The organism is Bacillus sp. EKM202B (assembly GCF_011066025.1).
Classification (GTDB): Bacteria; Bacillota; Bacilli; order Bacillales; family Bacillaceae_G; genus Bacillus_A; species Bacillus_A toyonensis.
In genome coordinates, this window is sequence record NZ_JAAMNK010000056.1 from 1 (window position 1) to 16,036 (window position 16,036).

Below are 16,036 nucleotides of genomic sequence, written 5' to 3' on the forward strand. Positions count from 1 at the left end.
GTCCCCTGTGCAATACAGAGTTCAATCCTTAGTAGCTGCTTAATATATTTGTCTAATTTTTTGGGTTCAGTTCATAACGGGTGACCTTTTTTTATTCACAAACAAGAATTTGTCTAGAAAATGATCCTTTTCTTGTGATGCAGCGGTCTGTAATTTCAAATCCCGCTTCATGAATCATGTCGTCCATTGTTTCCATCGTGACAACGACTACTTTTTTTGCGATACGGCGCGCACTTGAAAGAATCGAGAGTTGATCTTCTGGTGTTGCGTGCGTAAATAAGTCGTATGGCATATCGATAATTGCGACGTCGTAGTTCTCAGTAATTTCTTCAATTGGGCCTTTTGTTACTGTTCCTTCAAACCCGAAATGTGCGATGTTTTTTCTCGTTCCAAGAACTACAAGTGGATTTATATCTCTACCAACGATGTTAATCCCCATAGAAAGTGCTTCTACCACTACTGTTCCAATGCCACAGCACGGGTCAATTGCTCGTACTCCATCTGGGTTTGGTACAGCGATATTTGCGACAGCTCTAGCAACACGTGTGCTCAGTGATGTCGAATAGCTATGCGGTTTTTTTATGTGATGATACCAAACTGGATCACTTTCTACATAGTGCCCGAAGTACCAACGTCCTCCAAGAGGAACAATCCCGAATACGCGCTCTGGATTACGAACGTCTGCTTCTCCTTCAATATGCATACCGAGGTCTCGTTCAATAAGGCGTCTTTCCCCATATTCAATTTTATTTTCTTTACCAAGATCATTGATTTTAACGAAGATAACTTTGAATGTCGCTCCTGCTAAATCAATTTGTTCCACTTGTTCTAAAATGCTTTCTAAGTCGTCCCCTTCATACATAACCTCAACGCGCTCTTTAATAAACGGACTTCTACTCGGAGCAATCTTGACTTCACTTTTCAAAATATTAACGTGAGACTCCATCCCAAAGAACGAGCGCATTTCCAAGTAACATAAAGCACGCTCCTCTTCGCGAAACGCATACGTATATATACATGCAGGTGTTTTACTATGATTACTCAATCTATTATCATCCTTTATCGTTTAAAATTGTTATGATCACAATTACTCGAATATTTTTGTATATAAAATTAAATGATATCATATGCCGGAAATAAAGAGAAACCTTTCTAAATCCTTTCGCAAATAAAAGAGACTGCCTATTGGCAATCTCTTTATTTTTAATAACAAAAAGAAGATACATTCTGAGCTTGTTCTTCCTAGTAATCTAGCATACCATCATAAGTTGCTTCTCCTAATGTATCATTTGAAATTGTCCTTAACATATACATTCCCTTCCTCCAAAGGAAGCTTTTTCTGATCAACCCGTTTCGCTTTTCCCGTTTCAAGATCGATTTGGAAAGTCGAAAAATACCACATTCCTTCTCCATTATCATAATTCCCAATAAGAAACTTCCCTTTATCTAAAGCTTTAAAACAAGTTCCTGTAATACCAAAATCATCTTCATCGATTTTCACTTCGAGCACTTTCCCTTTATGAATATAAAAAGCTTTCACTGTTGAAAAATTAGAAGACTCACGTTGCAGTGCTACGAAAAAATCTGGTGTACCTTTACTTACAAATCCATTTTTTCTAGACGTATTAAATACAAACTCTCCAATTTTCGCCTCTTGCAAATATAATGTCGCGCTTGTAGATTGTAAGGCAAGCTGATATTCACCTTTATATATTTGATCCCCTTCTTGTGCACCAACCCAAGGTTCTTTTTGCGTTTCATGTTGTTCATTATTCGAAAAAACATGCAAAGTATACGCTTCTCCCTCAGTAGAATTCATTAAAACAGTGTAGCGACTTTGCACTTGTGGATTTATTTGTGACCCTTGTATTTTTCTACTCTCTTTTTTATTCCCCTGGGTATCCTCTACCTTCGTCACTACTTTTTCATCTGAACCTTCTTGAGCACATCCACTTAACGCTAAACTTACAACGATACTACCCATCAATAATTTCTTCATCTTGTCCCCCCTAAATGAAAAGCTGATTAAAAATATTATTTTTAATCAGCCCACTTTATTTTCTATGAAATTAGTCTTCAATTAAATTAGACATTACATACGCATATACTAATGATTCTGTATGTGCAATGGAACTCTCATGCGTACGTTCAAAAGCGTGAGAAGAATCAATACCGGCTCCAATTAATGCATGTTTTACATCAAATCCAGCGTGAATCGCAGCTGATGCGTCAGATCCGTAGTACGGGTAAATATCTACTTTATATTCAATATTGTTCGCTTTCGCAAGCTCAACTAAATGTTTACGTAATGCATAATGGTATGGACCACTAGAATCTTTTGCGCAAATAGATACTGTATATTCATCAGATGTTTGTCCATCACCTAACGCTCCCATATCAACTGCTAAATATTCAACAGTTTCTTCTGGAATGTTAGAGTTTCCACCGTATCCAATCTCTTCATTATTAGAAATTAAGAAATGCGTCGTATATGGTAATGTTACATTTTCATCTTGCAATCTTTTAATTAATTTTAATAGAATTGCTACGCTTACTTTATCATCTAAATGACGTGATTTTATGTATCCACTGTCTGTAATTTGAACACGCGGATCGAATGAAACGAAGTCTCCTACTTCAATTCCTAATTCGCGTACTTCATCAGCTGAAAAGACACGCTCATCAATACGAACCTCAATATTTTTCTCATCGCGTTTCGCTTCACCTGCATCTTTATATACGTGTACAGATGTTTGATGCATTAAAATCGTTCCTGTATACGCCTTACCGCTTGACGTTTCAATTTCGCAATATTCCCCTTCTACAAAGTTCCAGCGAAATCCGCCAATCATAGATAAACGAAGACGACCGTCAGATTTAATTTCTTTTACCATCGCACCTAACGTATCAACATGAGCAGTTAATAAACGATGTTGATCATCATTTTTCCCTTTTACCGTTAAAATAAGAGCGCCTTTATTATTACGCTTCGTCTCTACGTTCCACTCACTCACATAGTTTTCAATGAAATTAATAATTTTCGCCGTATTTCCAGATGGACTCGGAATAGAGACAAGCTCCTTAATGAGTTCCATCGTTTCTTTCGTATGATGTGCCATTGTCGTTTCCTCCTCATTTTCTCTATTATTCAGTATACAAAATTTGCTATGAAACCTCTACTTATATGGTCTAATTTTCTAAATTATAGTAAAATTCTCTTTAGTATGTAAAAAGGAGCTACAAAATATGAATATATCAAAAAAATATATACACATTGCACTCATTTGGTTTTTAGCATCATTACTTTGTTTACAAGTTTCTTATGCCGTTCATACTACTACTTCTATTACAATCGGCTGGGGATTAACGGCTATCTTCTTCATTATTAGCTTCATTGCAGCAAAAAAGCATAGCGTTAGTGAGTAACGCTATGCTTTTCCTATAAAACTATTCTTCTGAAACATCTAATAAATAAATCCCTCTTTCAAATCCACCGTGCTCTTCTTTTTTTTGCTTACGAAGGCGTTCTACGTCTTCAATTGTTGCTCCTTCTGCACGCGCTAATGACATAATCACTTCCAGTGCATCCGCAAGAGAATCTAACGCATGTTCACGCTCTTTCATAGAAGCAAATTCACGAACTTCTTCCGTTCCAATTTTCGCTAAAGCTTGTATGTATGCTTGGCCTGTTAATTTTTGTGCTGTATATGTTTTTCCAGACATTAATATTTTCTCTGGAACACGGTCTCTTACTAACTTGTTATAAGTTGACATCATTCATCCTCCTATGTTCAATAACACCCGAGCTCTGCTTTATCCCGCATTAACGGGCAGTAAAACTCCCACCTCAAAATTCAGATGGGGCAAAGAAGTTAGGTGGGAGATCAACTGCCCGTAAACGCCCGATTGGTTCAACTAATAATCAGTGGGGGATGAACAAAACCCCCACTGATTAAAGTTTCACTTTATAGAAAAACCACTCTTTTTTCACACACGCACTTAACATATCAATTCCTGATCCGTGCGCCCTTACATGCGGGAAGAAATAGTGCTCTGATTTTTCTTCTTCATTACCATATAAAGTTTGGTACTCATCTGGAATCGCTTCTTTTTTCACATCTTTTTCTTTCGTCACCCCGCCAGAAAACGCAACACTTGGATGCCCTTCAAAAAATAATGCAGTTCGTACAGCCATAGATGGTGTACTGTGCAAAGCATAATATACAAACAAAATTATACCGGTAATACCTATAATTTTTTTCATGTATGACTCCTAAAAAAAGTGCTAACACAATTATACTAAAATGTGTTAGCACTTTCTCCCTTTTATCCTGAATTAACGGGCTAATAATCAGTAGGAAGTGAGCAAAATCCCTCACTAATTAAAGTTTTACTTTATTCCCCTTTAAATGCTGGTAGACGTTTTTCTAAAAACGCAGCAATGCCTTCTTTATGGTCAGCTGTTTGTCTCATCGCATATTGACCGCGTTTTTCAAGCTGCAACGTCTGTTCTAAATTAGAGCGATTGACTTCACATAAAATTTGCTTCGTTTGAATCATCGCCTTAACCGGTTTTTGTAACCATTCATTAATTTTTTGTTTCACAGCTGTTTGGAAGTCCTCGCTGATTACTTCATCAATTAAGCCGATATCTAACGCTTCTGTTGCTGATAATTTCTTGCCTTCCCAAATAATTTGCTTCGTCATATTTTCACCGACGCGCTTTTTTAGGAAGAAATGACCGCCACCATCTGGAATTAAAGCGATTCCAATAAAGTTCATCGCAATAACTGACGATATATCTGCCATCACATAATCAGCAGTTAATGCAATACTTAATCCAAGACCAGCAGTTGGTCCATGAATTGCACTAATCACAAGCTTCGGCATCGTATATAAAGTTACAACGACTTCAGAAATGGTATTCATAATACCGTCAAACTTGCTTTCATCATTACTTGAAAGCATCGATTTAATATCCCCACCCGCAGAAAAACCACGGCCGTTCCCGCATAGCACAACAATATGCGCAGAACTCTCCGCTACTTCTTTCAACTTTTGTAATAGCTCTTTTAACGTTGGCTCATCTAATGCATTTAACACTTCTGGGCGATTGACCATCACCGTTGCTACGCTTCCTTCATATTTCACAACCACAGATTCTGTTTTACTCGTTACTTCCATCATATCCCCCTCTTTTCTACATAAAGATTATACTTATATAATTATAGAAAACAGGTAAAAAATCCTTCTTTTTTCTTAATTTTCTGTCTAATAATCTCGCAATTTGTATATATCCTGTATAAAACATACCATTTCGTTAAAAAATATAGCAATCAAAGTCGTTTTATCCATACCTTTCATCTATCTATCATTACAATGAAATAATGTCTTCTTGCATGTACTGCTTAAAAACAAATATTGAAATTCATTCGCCTTACTATAAAGTGAAGGCTTTTACGGTCCGCAGGGCTTCCACCTAACTTCTTTGCTCCAGCTGAATTTTGAGGTGGGAGTTTTACTGCGCGGTAAATAGCCGGATAAAAAGGTATTTATCCCCTCACTCGGGTGCTGAAATAAAAGAATGAAGAAATGGAGGAACATATGGTTAATAAGTTGAAACAGACGGATAACTACTTCCCACATTTCCTACTGCTATTCATTGTGTTTCAACCAATTTTAGATTTACTAACATCTTTTTCAATCTATATATTACACATGAGCGCAACAGTCGGAATCGTAGTCCGTTTCGCCTTTATGCTTCTTGCATCAGGGTATCTACTTCTTCATCACAAACAACAAGGTGCGAAAAAATACATTCTCTACTTATGCTTACTTGGAACTGTACTCACAATCGGCCTTGTTAATAATTTAATGGTCAAATCTCCAGTTTCTTTCGGAGAAGAAGTGAAATTCATTTTAAAAAGTGTATATCCAATGGTACTACTGTTTGGGTATATTATTGCTCTTAAAGAGTTAAAAAATAACGAATATGCGTTTCATAAAATCATTATCTATTTCTTATATGCAACGTTAATTTTGAGTATCTCAATTATTGTGGCAATGTTGACTAGTACAGATTTCCCAAGTTATCCGAACTCAAAGATCGGTTCAAGGGGATGGTTCTTTGCTGGAAATGAGTTAAGTTCCATTTTCGCCATTACGTTCCCCATCGTTGTCTTGTACTCAATTCATAAAACAACTTCTTTCTCGAAAATCTATTACTGGATTCCAACTGTACTTGCGATGTATGCAAGCATTATGATTGGAACGAAAGTAGGCTATGGTGCCATTGTTATTACACTTGGTATCGCTCTTTTTTTCTTATTCATTGAATATATTATTCATCGTAAAAAAGAAGGAAAAGGATTCACATATCTTGTAAATACAATTGTTGTTGCTATCGTATTAGGAGGTATACTCATACTTACACCATATACTCCTATCGCCAAAAACATGAGCATCCATTTACAAATATATAAATATAAAAATCCAGTACAAGAAGGAGAGGTAACGAAAGAAGAACGTGAGCAGGGTGAACTAACAGACTCTGAAATGAAGAGTTTAATTTACAGTGATCGTGACAAGTTTTTAAACGTATACAAACAATACTATAAAGACGCACCACTATCTCAAAAACTATTTGGAATGGGCTACGCTGGTAACTATACAACTACACCTAAATTAGTCGAAATGGATTTCTACGACCTATTCTTTGCGTTCGGCATTGTTGGATTCCTTATGTATTTGCTGCCGCTTCTTTATTTCGGTATTAAAATATTCATTCGCATCATCACTAACTTCAAGAAACTATTAAATGTAAAACATATGCTACTAGCTAACACACTCGTCTTATCGCTCGGCATCGGCTTTATGTCTGGTCACGTATTAACAGCACCAGCCGTAAGTATTTTCTTCGTTGTTATACTTGCTTATATGATTGTTGACTTGGGAATTGAATAACAAAAAGAAGGTACTCTGAAAAGTCCGTTATACTGGATTTTCGAGCACCTTCTTTTTATTTCATTCGTGTTTTACATACTCTAAATTTTCTTTTGCGATATTTTTATTATACTGTCTAAACACCTAAAAACTTCAATTTCTCTTTCTGTTCGTCGTTCGCCATTACTACAATTGTTTTTTCAATACTTGGATGTACTTGTTCAAGCGTTACACTCGCTCCAGCTTTATTTGACTGCTCAACAAAATTTAATAATGCCATCGCTCCTGACACATCCATATAGCGCACATCTTTCATACGTAAAACAATCGGTGACTTCACATCTTGTAAAGTAGTAAAAATACGATCTACTGATAAGAAAGAGAGCGGTCCTTGAATCGTATACGTTGCTTCTCTTTCTTTTACAATCGAAGTTTTACGTTCTTTACATTTCACAATGTATAGGATGAAGGAAAGAATAATCCCGAATGCAACAGCGATCATTAAATCAAACTTCACTGTAACGATCATCGTTACGAGCATAACAATAACATCACCTTTTGGCGCTACATGCATTTTCTTCATGCTTTCCCAATCGAACATTCCAATACCCGTTAAAATTAAAATACCTGATAATACAGCAAGTGGAATGTATTGTACGACTGAACCGAGTCCCATAATGAAAATAAACAATATAACACTATGCATACTTGCCGAAAGCGCCGTTTTACCGCCACTTCTTATATTAACGATAGATCGTACAGTCGCCCCTGCACCTGCTAATCCGCCGAACAATCCGCTCATCATATTACCGATACCTTGTCCGACAAGTTCTTTATTACTTTTATGACGTGTACCTGTCACATTATCCATTACGACTGACGTTAATAAAGAGTCAATCGAACCTAATAAAGCAATACTAAGCGCTGGTAAAATAAGTTCTGCTAATCCTGTTCCACTTAAAGATGGAATATGAAGCGTAGGCATCGCTTCTGGAATCGTTCCAATCTTTTCAATTACTTTATTTAGTGAAAGATTTCCGATAATCGGTACCTTCACTGTAAGCCCTTCTAACAATGAAGAAAATAAAGGCAACAACGCAGTCACACCGACTAACGCAACTAAACTAGATGGAATGGCCTTAATCCATTTTCCAGAAACAATCATTACAATGATCGTTAATACTACGAGCAGAAAACTATTTTGCACGTGTTTTATTTCACCTAAAATAATAATCAGTGCAATACCGTTCATAAATCCTGAAACGACAGGATACGGAATATATCGAACGTAAGAGCCTAGCTTACATACCCCGAATAAAATTTGAAAAAGTCCCGCCATCATAAATGCTATAAAACTCGCCTCTAACCCGTGCGTCGCAATAACTCCTGTCGCGATAACCGTAATCGGTCCAGTTGGCCCAGTAACCTGACCAGGTGTACCACCAAATAACGCTGCGAATAAACCTGCAAAAATGGCACCATACAATCCGACCAGTGCTCCTTCAGACGTTCCCGTTGCCGCAATACCAAACGCAATGGCAAGTGGCAACGCAACAATCGCAACCGTAAATCCTGCTAAACATTCCTTTGCAATTTTTTGAAACATAAAATAACCACCTTCATATAAAGTCCACGTTCCATTGTACACCTAAAAAGATTTATTCGTTAGCGTACTTTTTACAGTCTCGTGAAGTAAACGTATTCAATGAAAAGTTTCCCCCTTACCTTTGGAAACAATTGCAACTATGCTATAATGAACAAATTAAATCTTTTACTATATACTTGGAGGCACTATGCTAACTTTTGAAGAAAAATTATCGATCATTGAATCTTTCCCTGAATTAGAAAGAAAGAACGTATCATTAAAACGCGTAAACTTTCACTTTGAAGAAAGTCGTTTAGATAAAAAGAACGTTGTATATCATTTACACCCAAATGGAAACGGATTTGTATATGCAAGCGGTATTAAAGGTTACAAAACGGACGATAAAGGTATGATTAACATCCGTGAATTTTCAGCGGAAGAATTACGTTCAGTAATTGAGCAATCAATTGAACTATTATCACAAGAAGAAGTAGTAATCCCTGCAGAACCTGCGAAAGAAGAAGAATGGCATAACGAAGATGGTCATATTCTTACTCTTATATCAGAGGATGACATGTGGAACGTTTATGCTGGCGTAAACTTAGACGGTACATTCAACTCTTATCCAGAAGCAGCGGAATACCTTGATGAAGAAGGTTTTTCACGTAAATAATACACTTCTTGCTACTCATGATAATCCCGTAAATTACGGGATTATCATTTATCAAAATGTCAAATTTTCACTATCCTCTATAAAGATTTGAATTTGACAGCTATAAGACTCCGTATTAAAAATATCATTAACTAGCTCCACTTCAATAAAACTTTCCACTTCTATATGATTTTCTTTTATATATTTAATCATAGTATTTCTACGTTCCTCTTCATTTTCTTTACTATACGATAAAGTTGCATACTGCCCACTCGGTAACATTTTTATATTCTTATCATCTTCCATATGTACATAATCTTTTACCTTATGAAAAACATACTTCGGTTCTACATCCCACTTTTCATTTACGTTGTATAAAATCCCCATTTCCATTGACATTTTCCCTTCATAATCGTCAATGACTTTCTCTAAATCAGAATAATACAGTAACTCCTGCAAACTCCCCACTTCTTTACAAGGCGCTACAATTACATGACGCTGTTCAAAAAACGTAATAGATATTCCATCATCCTTTAATATATCCTGTGAACTCCCTACTTTCTCATTTAAACAATCAATAGTTTCGATTACTTCTCTCATTTTTTTTATATTTTCTTCTGCCTCATCCCTCTTCAATTGTAAAAACTGTAATAATTTATCTGTATTACAATCCTTAAAAATCTCTTGAAGCTCTACTATACTAGTGTTCAACTCTCTACAGCTTTTTATAATATCTATGTGAATAAATTGATCTATAGAATAATATCTATATCCCGTTGATTCATCAATATGTTTCGGGATAAGAATCCCCATCTTATGATAGTACCTTAATGCTTTTATCGTTATATCCTTTATTTTTGCAACTTCTCCAATAGAAAATAATTTTTTCATTTAAATCTCTTCCCTTATGTTTTTTCTCTAACAACCATTGACTCTCTCCTTAGAGGAGACCTTACCATTTATAATAAGATATTTACATTAATAAAGGGAGTATACAATTATGAATACAGTAAAATATAGAAACCTTGTTAAAGAAGACTATGAGCCTATTAAACATTTAATCGGTGAGGCATTTGGATTTAATGAATTTATTACTGATAAAAAATTTTTAAATTCAATATTAAACTTCTATCTACACAGTTGCATTTTAGGAAGTTCCTTTAGCAAGGTAGCTGAAAAAGATAATAAAATTATCGGTGTCATTTTAGGCGATTCCGAAAAAGATAAAAATCGTTTAAAGAGATTTCATAATAGTTTTAGCCTTTCCTATAACACGCTAAAACTATTCATGACGAATAAAGAGAATAGAGAGTTTTTAAAATCATTTATACAAGTTAAAAAAACATATAAGGAACTAATTCAAGGAAAAGAAGATCAGTTTCAAGGTTGTATACAATTATTCATCGTATCTGAAGAATCTAGAGGACTTGGTGTTGGGAAATCATTAATGAACTACTTGTTCCAATATATGACAGACGAAGATGTTACATCTTTATATTTATATACAGACAATAACTGTAACTATGGATTTTATGACAAACAAAACTTTAAGCGTATTAAGGAACAAACTGTTCATTTCGAACCAAAAGAAGAAGAATTTAATGTATTTTTATACCGCTATGATTTTAGCTCATAGTAACATTTACACTTCGATGCTCTTTGCTAATTAGCAAAGAGCTATATTCAGTATGATTATTCACTTCAACATCTCACCTCTTCTGTATGAAGCGAGTCGTTATGAAAGAATCATACGATCCTCCAACCAAACTCTTCTACTACTATTGTTTCCATTCGATTAGTGCGAAAAAGAGGAAATTATGTAACAACATCAATTTAAAAAGGAGAGTACAACATGGAATGGATTTATGAATTGTTCCAACAATACGGGTATTATGTCGTACTCGTCGGATTGCTTTTAGAATATATCGCTCTTCCGTTTCCAGGAGAGCCGACATTAGCCTATGCAGGGTTTTTATCACATCAAGGCGATTTAAGTTTACCCATTTTAATTTTTTTATCTTTTATTGGGACAAGTGTAGGTATGACATTTCAATACTTCTTAGGAAATAAACTTGGCATGCCATTTATTCAGAAATACGGCAAATATGTATTCTTAACAGAACGAAAAATTAAGTTAACGCAAACGTGGTTCGATAAATACGGGTATTTTCTAATCTTCATTGCTTTTTTCATTCCAGGTGTACGCCACTTTACAGGGTACTTTGCAGGAATTATCAACTTACCATTTCGCCGCTTTGCGCTGACAATTTATTCAGGCGCCCTATTTTGGGTATCATTCTTCTTAATCGGTGGTTACTGGTTAGGGGAAAACTTAGAAGATATATTCATGGTACTTGGTCAAAACATTTGGAAAATCCTCTTCGGTATTATTGTCATTACGCTAATCATACGATTTCGCAAAAAAATAAAACATGTGTTTATAAAAATCTGAATTAGAACGAACCGCATGTTATTAAAATCTTTCAACCATAAGTATTATCCAGCTTAACTGCGTACACAAATAAAAAAACGGAGACCTATTCGCCTCCGTTTTTTTATTACATAAATCTTGCTCTCAAACTAAACCTTAGGTCAAGCACATTAATTTTTTTGACGTCTAAACATCATCGCTCCCAAAATATACTAAATGACCACTCTATTCATATGGTCATCTGATGACCTAATCTATTTTCTTTTTAAACATTTATTATCCAACATTACCTTCTTATAACTTTATTCCTCGCACACTAAAATTATTATTTTTATATATGAAAAATACATCTCCATATCCCAACAAACCTTTATTTAAAACCGAATTTCATACATTTAAAATTAAAAATACCACCCGAAAAAGATTTTTATATAATAATAAAATGGATTACAAATAGAAGATACATACTATCTTTCTAATCATTTTCAAGAAAAATGAGGCTATCTTTTCTTGTTAAAAAGATAGCCTCATTTGTATAGACGACCGTTCTATCGCCTACTTTTTCGCACCTTTCAGTGACTCTCTCAGCACAAATTTCTGTAGTTTCCCACTCGCATTACGAGGAAGTTCATCCACAAATAAATAATGACGTGGGCGTTTATAATCTGCTAATTCATCACTTTCTTTACAATACTTTTCTAAATCAGCTTCTGTGATCGCTTCATCTTTCTTTACAATAACGGCTACAACACGTTCTCCCCATAATTCATCAGGTTCACCAAGCACTGCAACATCTAATATACCAGGGTGACTATGGAGGTAATCTTCAATTTCACGAGGATAAATATTTACACCACCGCTAATTACCATATCATCCACGCGATCTGCAACGAATAAATAGCCATCTTTATCAAAGTAACCTAAGTCACCTGAATGATACCATCCTTTATACAGCGATTTTGTGTTTGCTTCTTCACGGTTATGATAGCCAGCCATCATAGTCGGACCGCGCAAAATAATTTCTCCCACTTCATAAGGAGGTAATACATCATCTGGCTCTGCAGGTGCATCTTCGTTCGGCTTTACAATACGAATTTCATGGCTAAAACATGGCGTCCCTGCTGAACCAGCTTTCGTAATTTGATCCTCTTCCACGAGAAACGCAACAACTGGCCCCATTTCTGTCATTCCGTATATTTGGACGAGATCAATATAAAGACGTTCTTTACATTCCTTCACTAAAGCCGGTGCCATTGCTGCTCCGCCATATATACCAATTTTCATCGAAGTTAAATCATATTGGGATAAATCTTTTTGCAGCAACATATTCCACATCGTCGGTGCTGCAAAGAACGTTGTAATCTTCTCTTCTTGAATCGTATGTAATACTGTTTCAGTATCAAAGTGATGCAAAATAACATTCTTTCCGCCAACTTGAATGCGCGGTATAATCCCAGCATTCAACTCACCACAATGATATAAAGGTGCTACTACAAGCCCGACACTATCCCTGTTGTATTTTAAGAAATACGTACAAATCATACTATGCTCAGTCATTTCACGATGACGATGCAATACGCCTTTCGGATGCCCTGTCGTACCGCTCGTATAAAGCATAGAGCAATAATCCATTTCATCAATTTCGATATCTACTTTCTCAGAAGATGCTGCATTTACTTTTTCATGGTAGGAGCTTGCATAGGAAGGTTTATCGTCTTCTACATACCAAAAGGATGTATTTGGAAAATCTCTTTCAATCATAGCAACAGTTGACTCAACTGCTTTTTCAAAGACAACTACTTTCGAGGATGCGTCCTGAAGAATATAAGATACTTCTTTCGCTTTTAAGCGGAAATTAATTGGATTAAAGATTGCACCAATTTTTGCACAAGCTAAGTAAACGTTTACAAATTCACGACAGTTATATAAGTAAACAGATACACAATCTCCCTTTCTTACTCCCTCTTCTAATAGAGCGTGCGCCGTTTTATTTATTTGTTCATCCCACTGTTTATACGTCCAGCGAATATTTTTTTCTGGTTCCACTAACGCCTCTTTATTCGGATACTTACCAACAGATAAATCAAAAATTCTCCCTATCGTCATGTACATGCCAACAATTTCCCCCTTTTCTCTTTCATAAATCTATCATTTCGTCTATAAGTAGACATTGTCCTCTATAAAATTGACTAATTTTCCTGATTATTATCGACATAGTTTTACAAATGAAGGTATGTTTTGATTCACTTCTCAGTAAATAAAATTATATCGGCGGTTTTTTGAATATATCGACCGCAACTTGAAATATATCAGCGATTTTTAAAATATATCGACCGCAACTCAATATATATCAGCGATTTTTCGCATATATCGACTTACCGACAAAAACTGACAAAATAAAACGAAACTTTAATCGGGTTTTTACAGGCAGCCTTCCCCCCGCAAATAGCCGGATAAAAAAGAGACTGTTCCAAATCGGAACAGTCCTCTTATGCTTACACAAACAGCTCTTCTAAAATTTTCAGTTTATCTTCTGTATATTTTACAAAGCCATCGTTATATGATTTTGGATCTTTCGGATTCGCGAAATGCGTAATTGCGCCCGTCTTCGGATGAACAAACTTACTTGAAGCACCACAGCCAAGTCCGATAATCGATTGTACTTCTTCCATAATAACAATGTTGTAAATACTTTCTTGCGTAGGCATTGCATAACCAACGTTCTCTAAGTTACCTAAAATATTCTTTTGACGATATAGGTAATATGGTACGTAATTATGCTTTTGCGTCCACTCTTCTGCTTCGTGCATCATCGCTGTAATTTCTTCACGACCTGCTACTTTATATTTACGTTTGTTTTGTGTCATTTCAGAAGCACGTTTAAATGATAACGTATGAACTGTTAATGATTCTGGCATTAACTTTTCTGTTTCATCTAACGTATGCTTGAAGATATCTAACCCTTCACCAGGAAGACCAATAATTAAGTCCATATTAATATTGTTCATTCCCATTTCACGAGCTAAATGATACTTCTCAATTGTTTCTTCTACAGTATGATGACGCCCAATTGCTTTTAATGTCTCTTGATGGTATGACTGCGGATTAATACTAATGCGGTCAATATTCCATTTATTTAACACTTCTAGTTTCGCTGGCGTGATTGTATCTGGACGACCTGCCTCAACTGTTACTTCACGCACATTTTTCACATCTGGGAATGCTTCATACATTTCTTCATACAGCATATCCATCTCTTCTGCTGTAATACTTGTTGGTGTACCGCCGCCGTAATAAATTGTCGTAACTGTCACACCTTTTTCTTTTAAAAACTTACCAATTTCACGAACTTCATAATGTAAACCACCTAAGAATGAATCCACAGAGCCTTGGCGTCCGTTAATTGCGTAAGCTGGGAATGTACAGTATGCACATTTCGTCGGACAGAATGGAATACCGATATAAATACTTACTTCCTCTTTCAAACGGTATAAATCCGGAACAACTGCTAATTGACAATCAACAATACGCTGAAGAAGTTCAATTTTCTCTTCATGAATTAAATAGCTTTCACGAAGTTCTTGATGTGCTTCTTCTTTTGACATACCACTTTGAAGCATTTTATGAAGAAGTTTCGTCGGACGTACTCCCGTTAAAATACCCCAGCTTTGTTCAAGACCTGTTAACTGCTGAAGAACAGAAAGATATACATAAGAAACAACATGTTTCACTTGCTTCATACGCTCTTTTTCATCTGTAAAAGCAGATAAATCTTTCGCGAATGTTTCTTCATACACATTTCCAGTAGCAACATCTGTTAAGCGAGCTGATGCTTTCACATTCTCTTCAATGTGTATATCAACGATAAGATTTGCTTCCTCTTGTTCAAATCCAATCGTACTATCTTCAAAAAATAAGCCGCCAATATTTTGTAGCGGACGTAAAAAACGATCATCTTGTAACGTTTTAATTGAAATTAACAACATTATCACCTTTTCATTTGCAAACTCTCTTTAGTTTACTTGAAGGGCGTTTGCAGGTCAATACAGAAGGTTTTACCTTATTCCTTCTATTAATAACTTAAAGGCATAAGAGATAACATTTCTCTTATGCCTTTTATACATCTATTAACTATTTTTAATCATAAATCTTAAACGTATTCCTAATAACACAAGAACAAAACCAACGAATGGGAGATAGTTCATATCATGTCCTGTGGCTGGAAGTTGTTGATTATTAGAAGAACCTTCCCCTTTTTCGGGTAAGTTAGGCTTCTCTGTTCCTTCACCTGGTGTTTCTGTTCCTCCACCTGGTGTCTCTGTTCCTCCACCTGGTGTTTCTGTTCCTCCACCTGGTGTTTCTGTTCCTTCACCTGGTGTTTCTGTTCCTCCACCTGGTGTTTCTGTTCCTCCACCTGGTGTTTCTG

At 35.7% G+C, this 16,036-nt stretch carries 16 protein-coding genes; 5 read left to right on the forward strand and 11 right to left on the reverse strand.

Annotated features, from left to right (window positions below; genetic code table 11):
• Nucleotides 1-91: 91 nt before the first annotated feature.
• The 3 genes from G9F74_RS28545 to G9F74_RS28555 all read right to left on the reverse strand — a co-directional run bounded on the left by G9F74_RS28545 (nt 92) and on the right by G9F74_RS28555 (nt 3,119).
• Nucleotides 92-1,045 carry a TRM11 family SAM-dependent methyltransferase gene (locus tag G9F74_RS28545; protein WP_000064982.1) on the reverse strand — a complete coding sequence of 318 codons (954 nt, stop codon included), beginning with the start codon at nt 1,043-1,045 and terminating at the stop codon, nt 92-94.
• Nucleotides 1,046-1,285: 240 nt separating this feature from the next.
• Nucleotides 1,286-1,999 (reverse strand): hypothetical protein, encoded by a 714-nt coding sequence (locus G9F74_RS28550; RefSeq protein ID WP_016107909.1) that lies wholly within the window; start codon nt 1,997-1,999, stop codon nt 1,286-1,288.
• 70 nt (nt 2,000-2,069) lie between these two features.
• The gene (locus G9F74_RS28555; RefSeq protein ID WP_016107908.1) at nt 2,070-3,119 is read right to left on the reverse strand and encodes a M42 family metallopeptidase; all 1,050 of its coding nucleotides are present in this window, start codon (nt 3,117-3,119) and stop codon (nt 2,070-2,072) included.
• Nucleotides 3,120-3,246: 127 nt separating this feature from the next.
• Here G9F74_RS28555 and G9F74_RS28560 point away from each other — a divergent pair, with 127 nt between their 5' ends.
• Complete coding sequence (locus G9F74_RS28560; RefSeq protein ID WP_001027088.1) at nt 3,247-3,426, forward strand: hypothetical protein; 180 nt, start codon at nt 3,247-3,249, stop codon at nt 3,424-3,426.
• Between the two features lie 21 nt (nt 3,427-3,447).
• Here G9F74_RS28560 and G9F74_RS28565 read toward each other — a convergent pair whose 3' ends face one another.
• The 3 genes from G9F74_RS28565 to G9F74_RS28575 all read right to left on the reverse strand — a co-directional run bounded on the left by G9F74_RS28565 (nt 3,448) and on the right by G9F74_RS28575 (nt 5,184).
• Nucleotides 3,448-3,774, reverse strand: a complete 327-nt coding sequence (locus tag G9F74_RS28565) for a nucleoside triphosphate pyrophosphohydrolase (protein ID WP_000109210.1) — start codon at nt 3,772-3,774, stop codon at nt 3,448-3,450.
• Nucleotides 3,775-3,952: 178 nt separating this feature from the next.
• Entirely contained in the window at nt 3,953-4,264 is a 312-nt protein-coding gene (locus tag G9F74_RS28570; RefSeq protein ID WP_000720137.1) for a hypothetical protein, read from the reverse strand.
• A gap of 131 nt (nt 4,265-4,395) precedes the next feature.
• Nucleotides 4,396-5,184, reverse strand: a complete 789-nt coding sequence (locus G9F74_RS28575) for an enoyl-CoA hydratase (RefSeq protein WP_016107907.1) — start codon at nt 5,182-5,184, stop codon at nt 4,396-4,398.
• 420 nt (nt 5,185-5,604) lie between these two features.
• Here G9F74_RS28575 and G9F74_RS28580 point away from each other — a divergent pair, with 420 nt between their 5' ends.
• Nucleotides 5,605-6,963 carry an O-antigen ligase family protein gene (locus G9F74_RS28580; RefSeq protein ID WP_016107906.1) on the forward strand — a complete coding sequence of 453 codons (1,359 nt, stop codon included), beginning with the start codon at nt 5,605-5,607 and terminating at the stop codon, nt 6,961-6,963.
• Nucleotides 6,964-7,078: 115 nt separating this feature from the next.
• On the opposite strand, the gene G9F74_RS28585 is transcribed toward G9F74_RS28580, so the two are convergent.
• Entirely contained in the window at nt 7,079-8,548 is a 1,470-nt protein-coding gene (locus tag G9F74_RS28585; protein WP_000486660.1) for a SulP family inorganic anion transporter, read from the reverse strand.
• A 187-nt stretch (nt 8,549-8,735) separates the two neighbouring features.
• Here G9F74_RS28585 and G9F74_RS28590 point away from each other — a divergent pair, with 187 nt between their 5' ends.
• Nucleotides 8,736-9,200: a hypothetical protein gene (locus G9F74_RS28590; RefSeq protein ID WP_000955010.1), complete on the forward strand. Its 465-nt coding sequence runs from the start codon at nt 8,736-8,738 to the stop codon at nt 9,198-9,200.
• Between the two features lie 51 nt (nt 9,201-9,251).
• Here G9F74_RS28590 and G9F74_RS28595 read toward each other — a convergent pair whose 3' ends face one another.
• Nucleotides 9,252-10,070, reverse strand: coding sequence for a MerR family transcriptional regulator (locus G9F74_RS28595; protein ID WP_016107905.1), 819 nt, complete (start codon nt 10,068-10,070; stop codon nt 9,252-9,254).
• 109 nt (nt 10,071-10,179) lie between these two features.
• Between G9F74_RS28595 and G9F74_RS28600 the strand changes: the two genes are divergently transcribed.
• Together G9F74_RS28600 and G9F74_RS28605 are read left to right on the forward strand one after the other, a co-directional pair.
• Entirely contained in the window at nt 10,180-10,815 is a 636-nt protein-coding gene (locus tag G9F74_RS28600; RefSeq protein ID WP_001098951.1) for a GNAT family N-acetyltransferase, read from the forward strand.
• 216 nt (nt 10,816-11,031) lie between these two features.
• Nucleotides 11,032-11,631: a DedA family protein gene (locus G9F74_RS28605; protein WP_000454873.1), complete on the forward strand. Its 600-nt coding sequence runs from the start codon at nt 11,032-11,034 to the stop codon at nt 11,629-11,631.
• Nucleotides 11,632-12,165: 534 nt separating this feature from the next.
• On the opposite strand, the gene G9F74_RS28610 is transcribed toward G9F74_RS28605, so the two are convergent.
• The 3 genes from G9F74_RS28610 to G9F74_RS28620 all read right to left on the reverse strand — a co-directional run.
• A complete protein-coding gene (locus G9F74_RS28610; RefSeq protein ID WP_000281985.1) occupies nt 12,166-13,722 on the reverse strand; it encodes a fatty acid--CoA ligase in 1,557 nt (518 codons plus the stop codon).
• Between the two features lie 383 nt (nt 13,723-14,105).
• Nucleotides 14,106-15,596 carry a coproporphyrinogen III oxidase gene (locus G9F74_RS28615; RefSeq protein WP_002007015.1) on the reverse strand — a complete coding sequence of 497 codons (1,491 nt, stop codon included), beginning with the start codon at nt 15,594-15,596 and terminating at the stop codon, nt 14,106-14,108.
• Nucleotides 15,597-15,737: 141 nt separating this feature from the next.
• A partial coding sequence (locus G9F74_RS28620) for an LPXTG cell wall anchor domain-containing protein (RefSeq protein WP_165406387.1) occupies nt 15,738-16,036 on the reverse strand: 299 nt, incomplete at its 5' end.

What these genes read in the sequence shown, in the direction of transcription:
- G9F74_RS28560 (WP_001027088.1), top strand. Translation starts at nt 3,247, where the DNA reads ATGAATATATCAAAAAAATATATACACATTGCACTCATTTGGTTTTTA.
- G9F74_RS28610 (WP_000281985.1), bottom strand. Translation starts at nt 13,722, where the DNA reads ATGTACATGACGATAGGGAGAATTTTTGATTTATCTGTTGGTAAGTAT.
- G9F74_RS28600 (WP_001098951.1), top strand. Translation starts at nt 10,180, where the DNA reads ATGAATACAGTAAAATATAGAAACCTTGTTAAAGAAGACTATGAGCCT.
- G9F74_RS28580 (WP_016107906.1), top strand. Translation starts at nt 5,605, where the DNA reads ATGGTTAATAAGTTGAAACAGACGGATAACTACTTCCCACATTTCCTA.
- G9F74_RS28585 (WP_000486660.1), bottom strand. Translation starts at nt 8,548, where the DNA reads ATGTTTCAAAAAATTGCAAAGGAATGTTTAGCAGGATTTACGGTTGCG.
- G9F74_RS28565 (WP_000109210.1), bottom strand. Translation starts at nt 3,774, where the DNA reads ATGTCAACTTATAACAAGTTAGTAAGAGACCGTGTTCCAGAGAAAATA.
- G9F74_RS28575 (WP_016107907.1), bottom strand. Translation starts at nt 5,184, where the DNA reads ATGGAAGTAACGAGTAAAACAGAATCTGTGGTTGTGAAATATGAAGGA.
- G9F74_RS28555 (WP_016107908.1), bottom strand. Translation starts at nt 3,119, where the DNA reads ATGGCACATCATACGAAAGAAACGATGGAACTCATTAAGGAGCTTGTC.
- G9F74_RS28590 (WP_000955010.1), top strand. Translation starts at nt 8,736, where the DNA reads ATGCTAACTTTTGAAGAAAAATTATCGATCATTGAATCTTTCCCTGAA.
- G9F74_RS28605 (WP_000454873.1), top strand. Translation starts at nt 11,032, where the DNA reads ATGGAATGGATTTATGAATTGTTCCAACAATACGGGTATTATGTCGTA.
- G9F74_RS28595 (WP_016107905.1), bottom strand. Translation starts at nt 10,070, where the DNA reads ATGAAAAAATTATTTTCTATTGGAGAAGTTGCAAAAATAAAGGATATA.
- G9F74_RS28570 (WP_000720137.1), bottom strand. Translation starts at nt 4,264, where the DNA reads ATGAAAAAAATTATAGGTATTACCGGTATAATTTTGTTTGTATATTAT.
- G9F74_RS28615 (WP_002007015.1), bottom strand. Translation starts at nt 15,596, where the DNA reads ATGTTGTTAATTTCAATTAAAACGTTACAAGATGATCGTTTTTTACGT.
- G9F74_RS28550 (WP_016107909.1), bottom strand. Translation starts at nt 1,999, where the DNA reads ATGAAGAAATTATTGATGGGTAGTATCGTTGTAAGTTTAGCGTTAAGT.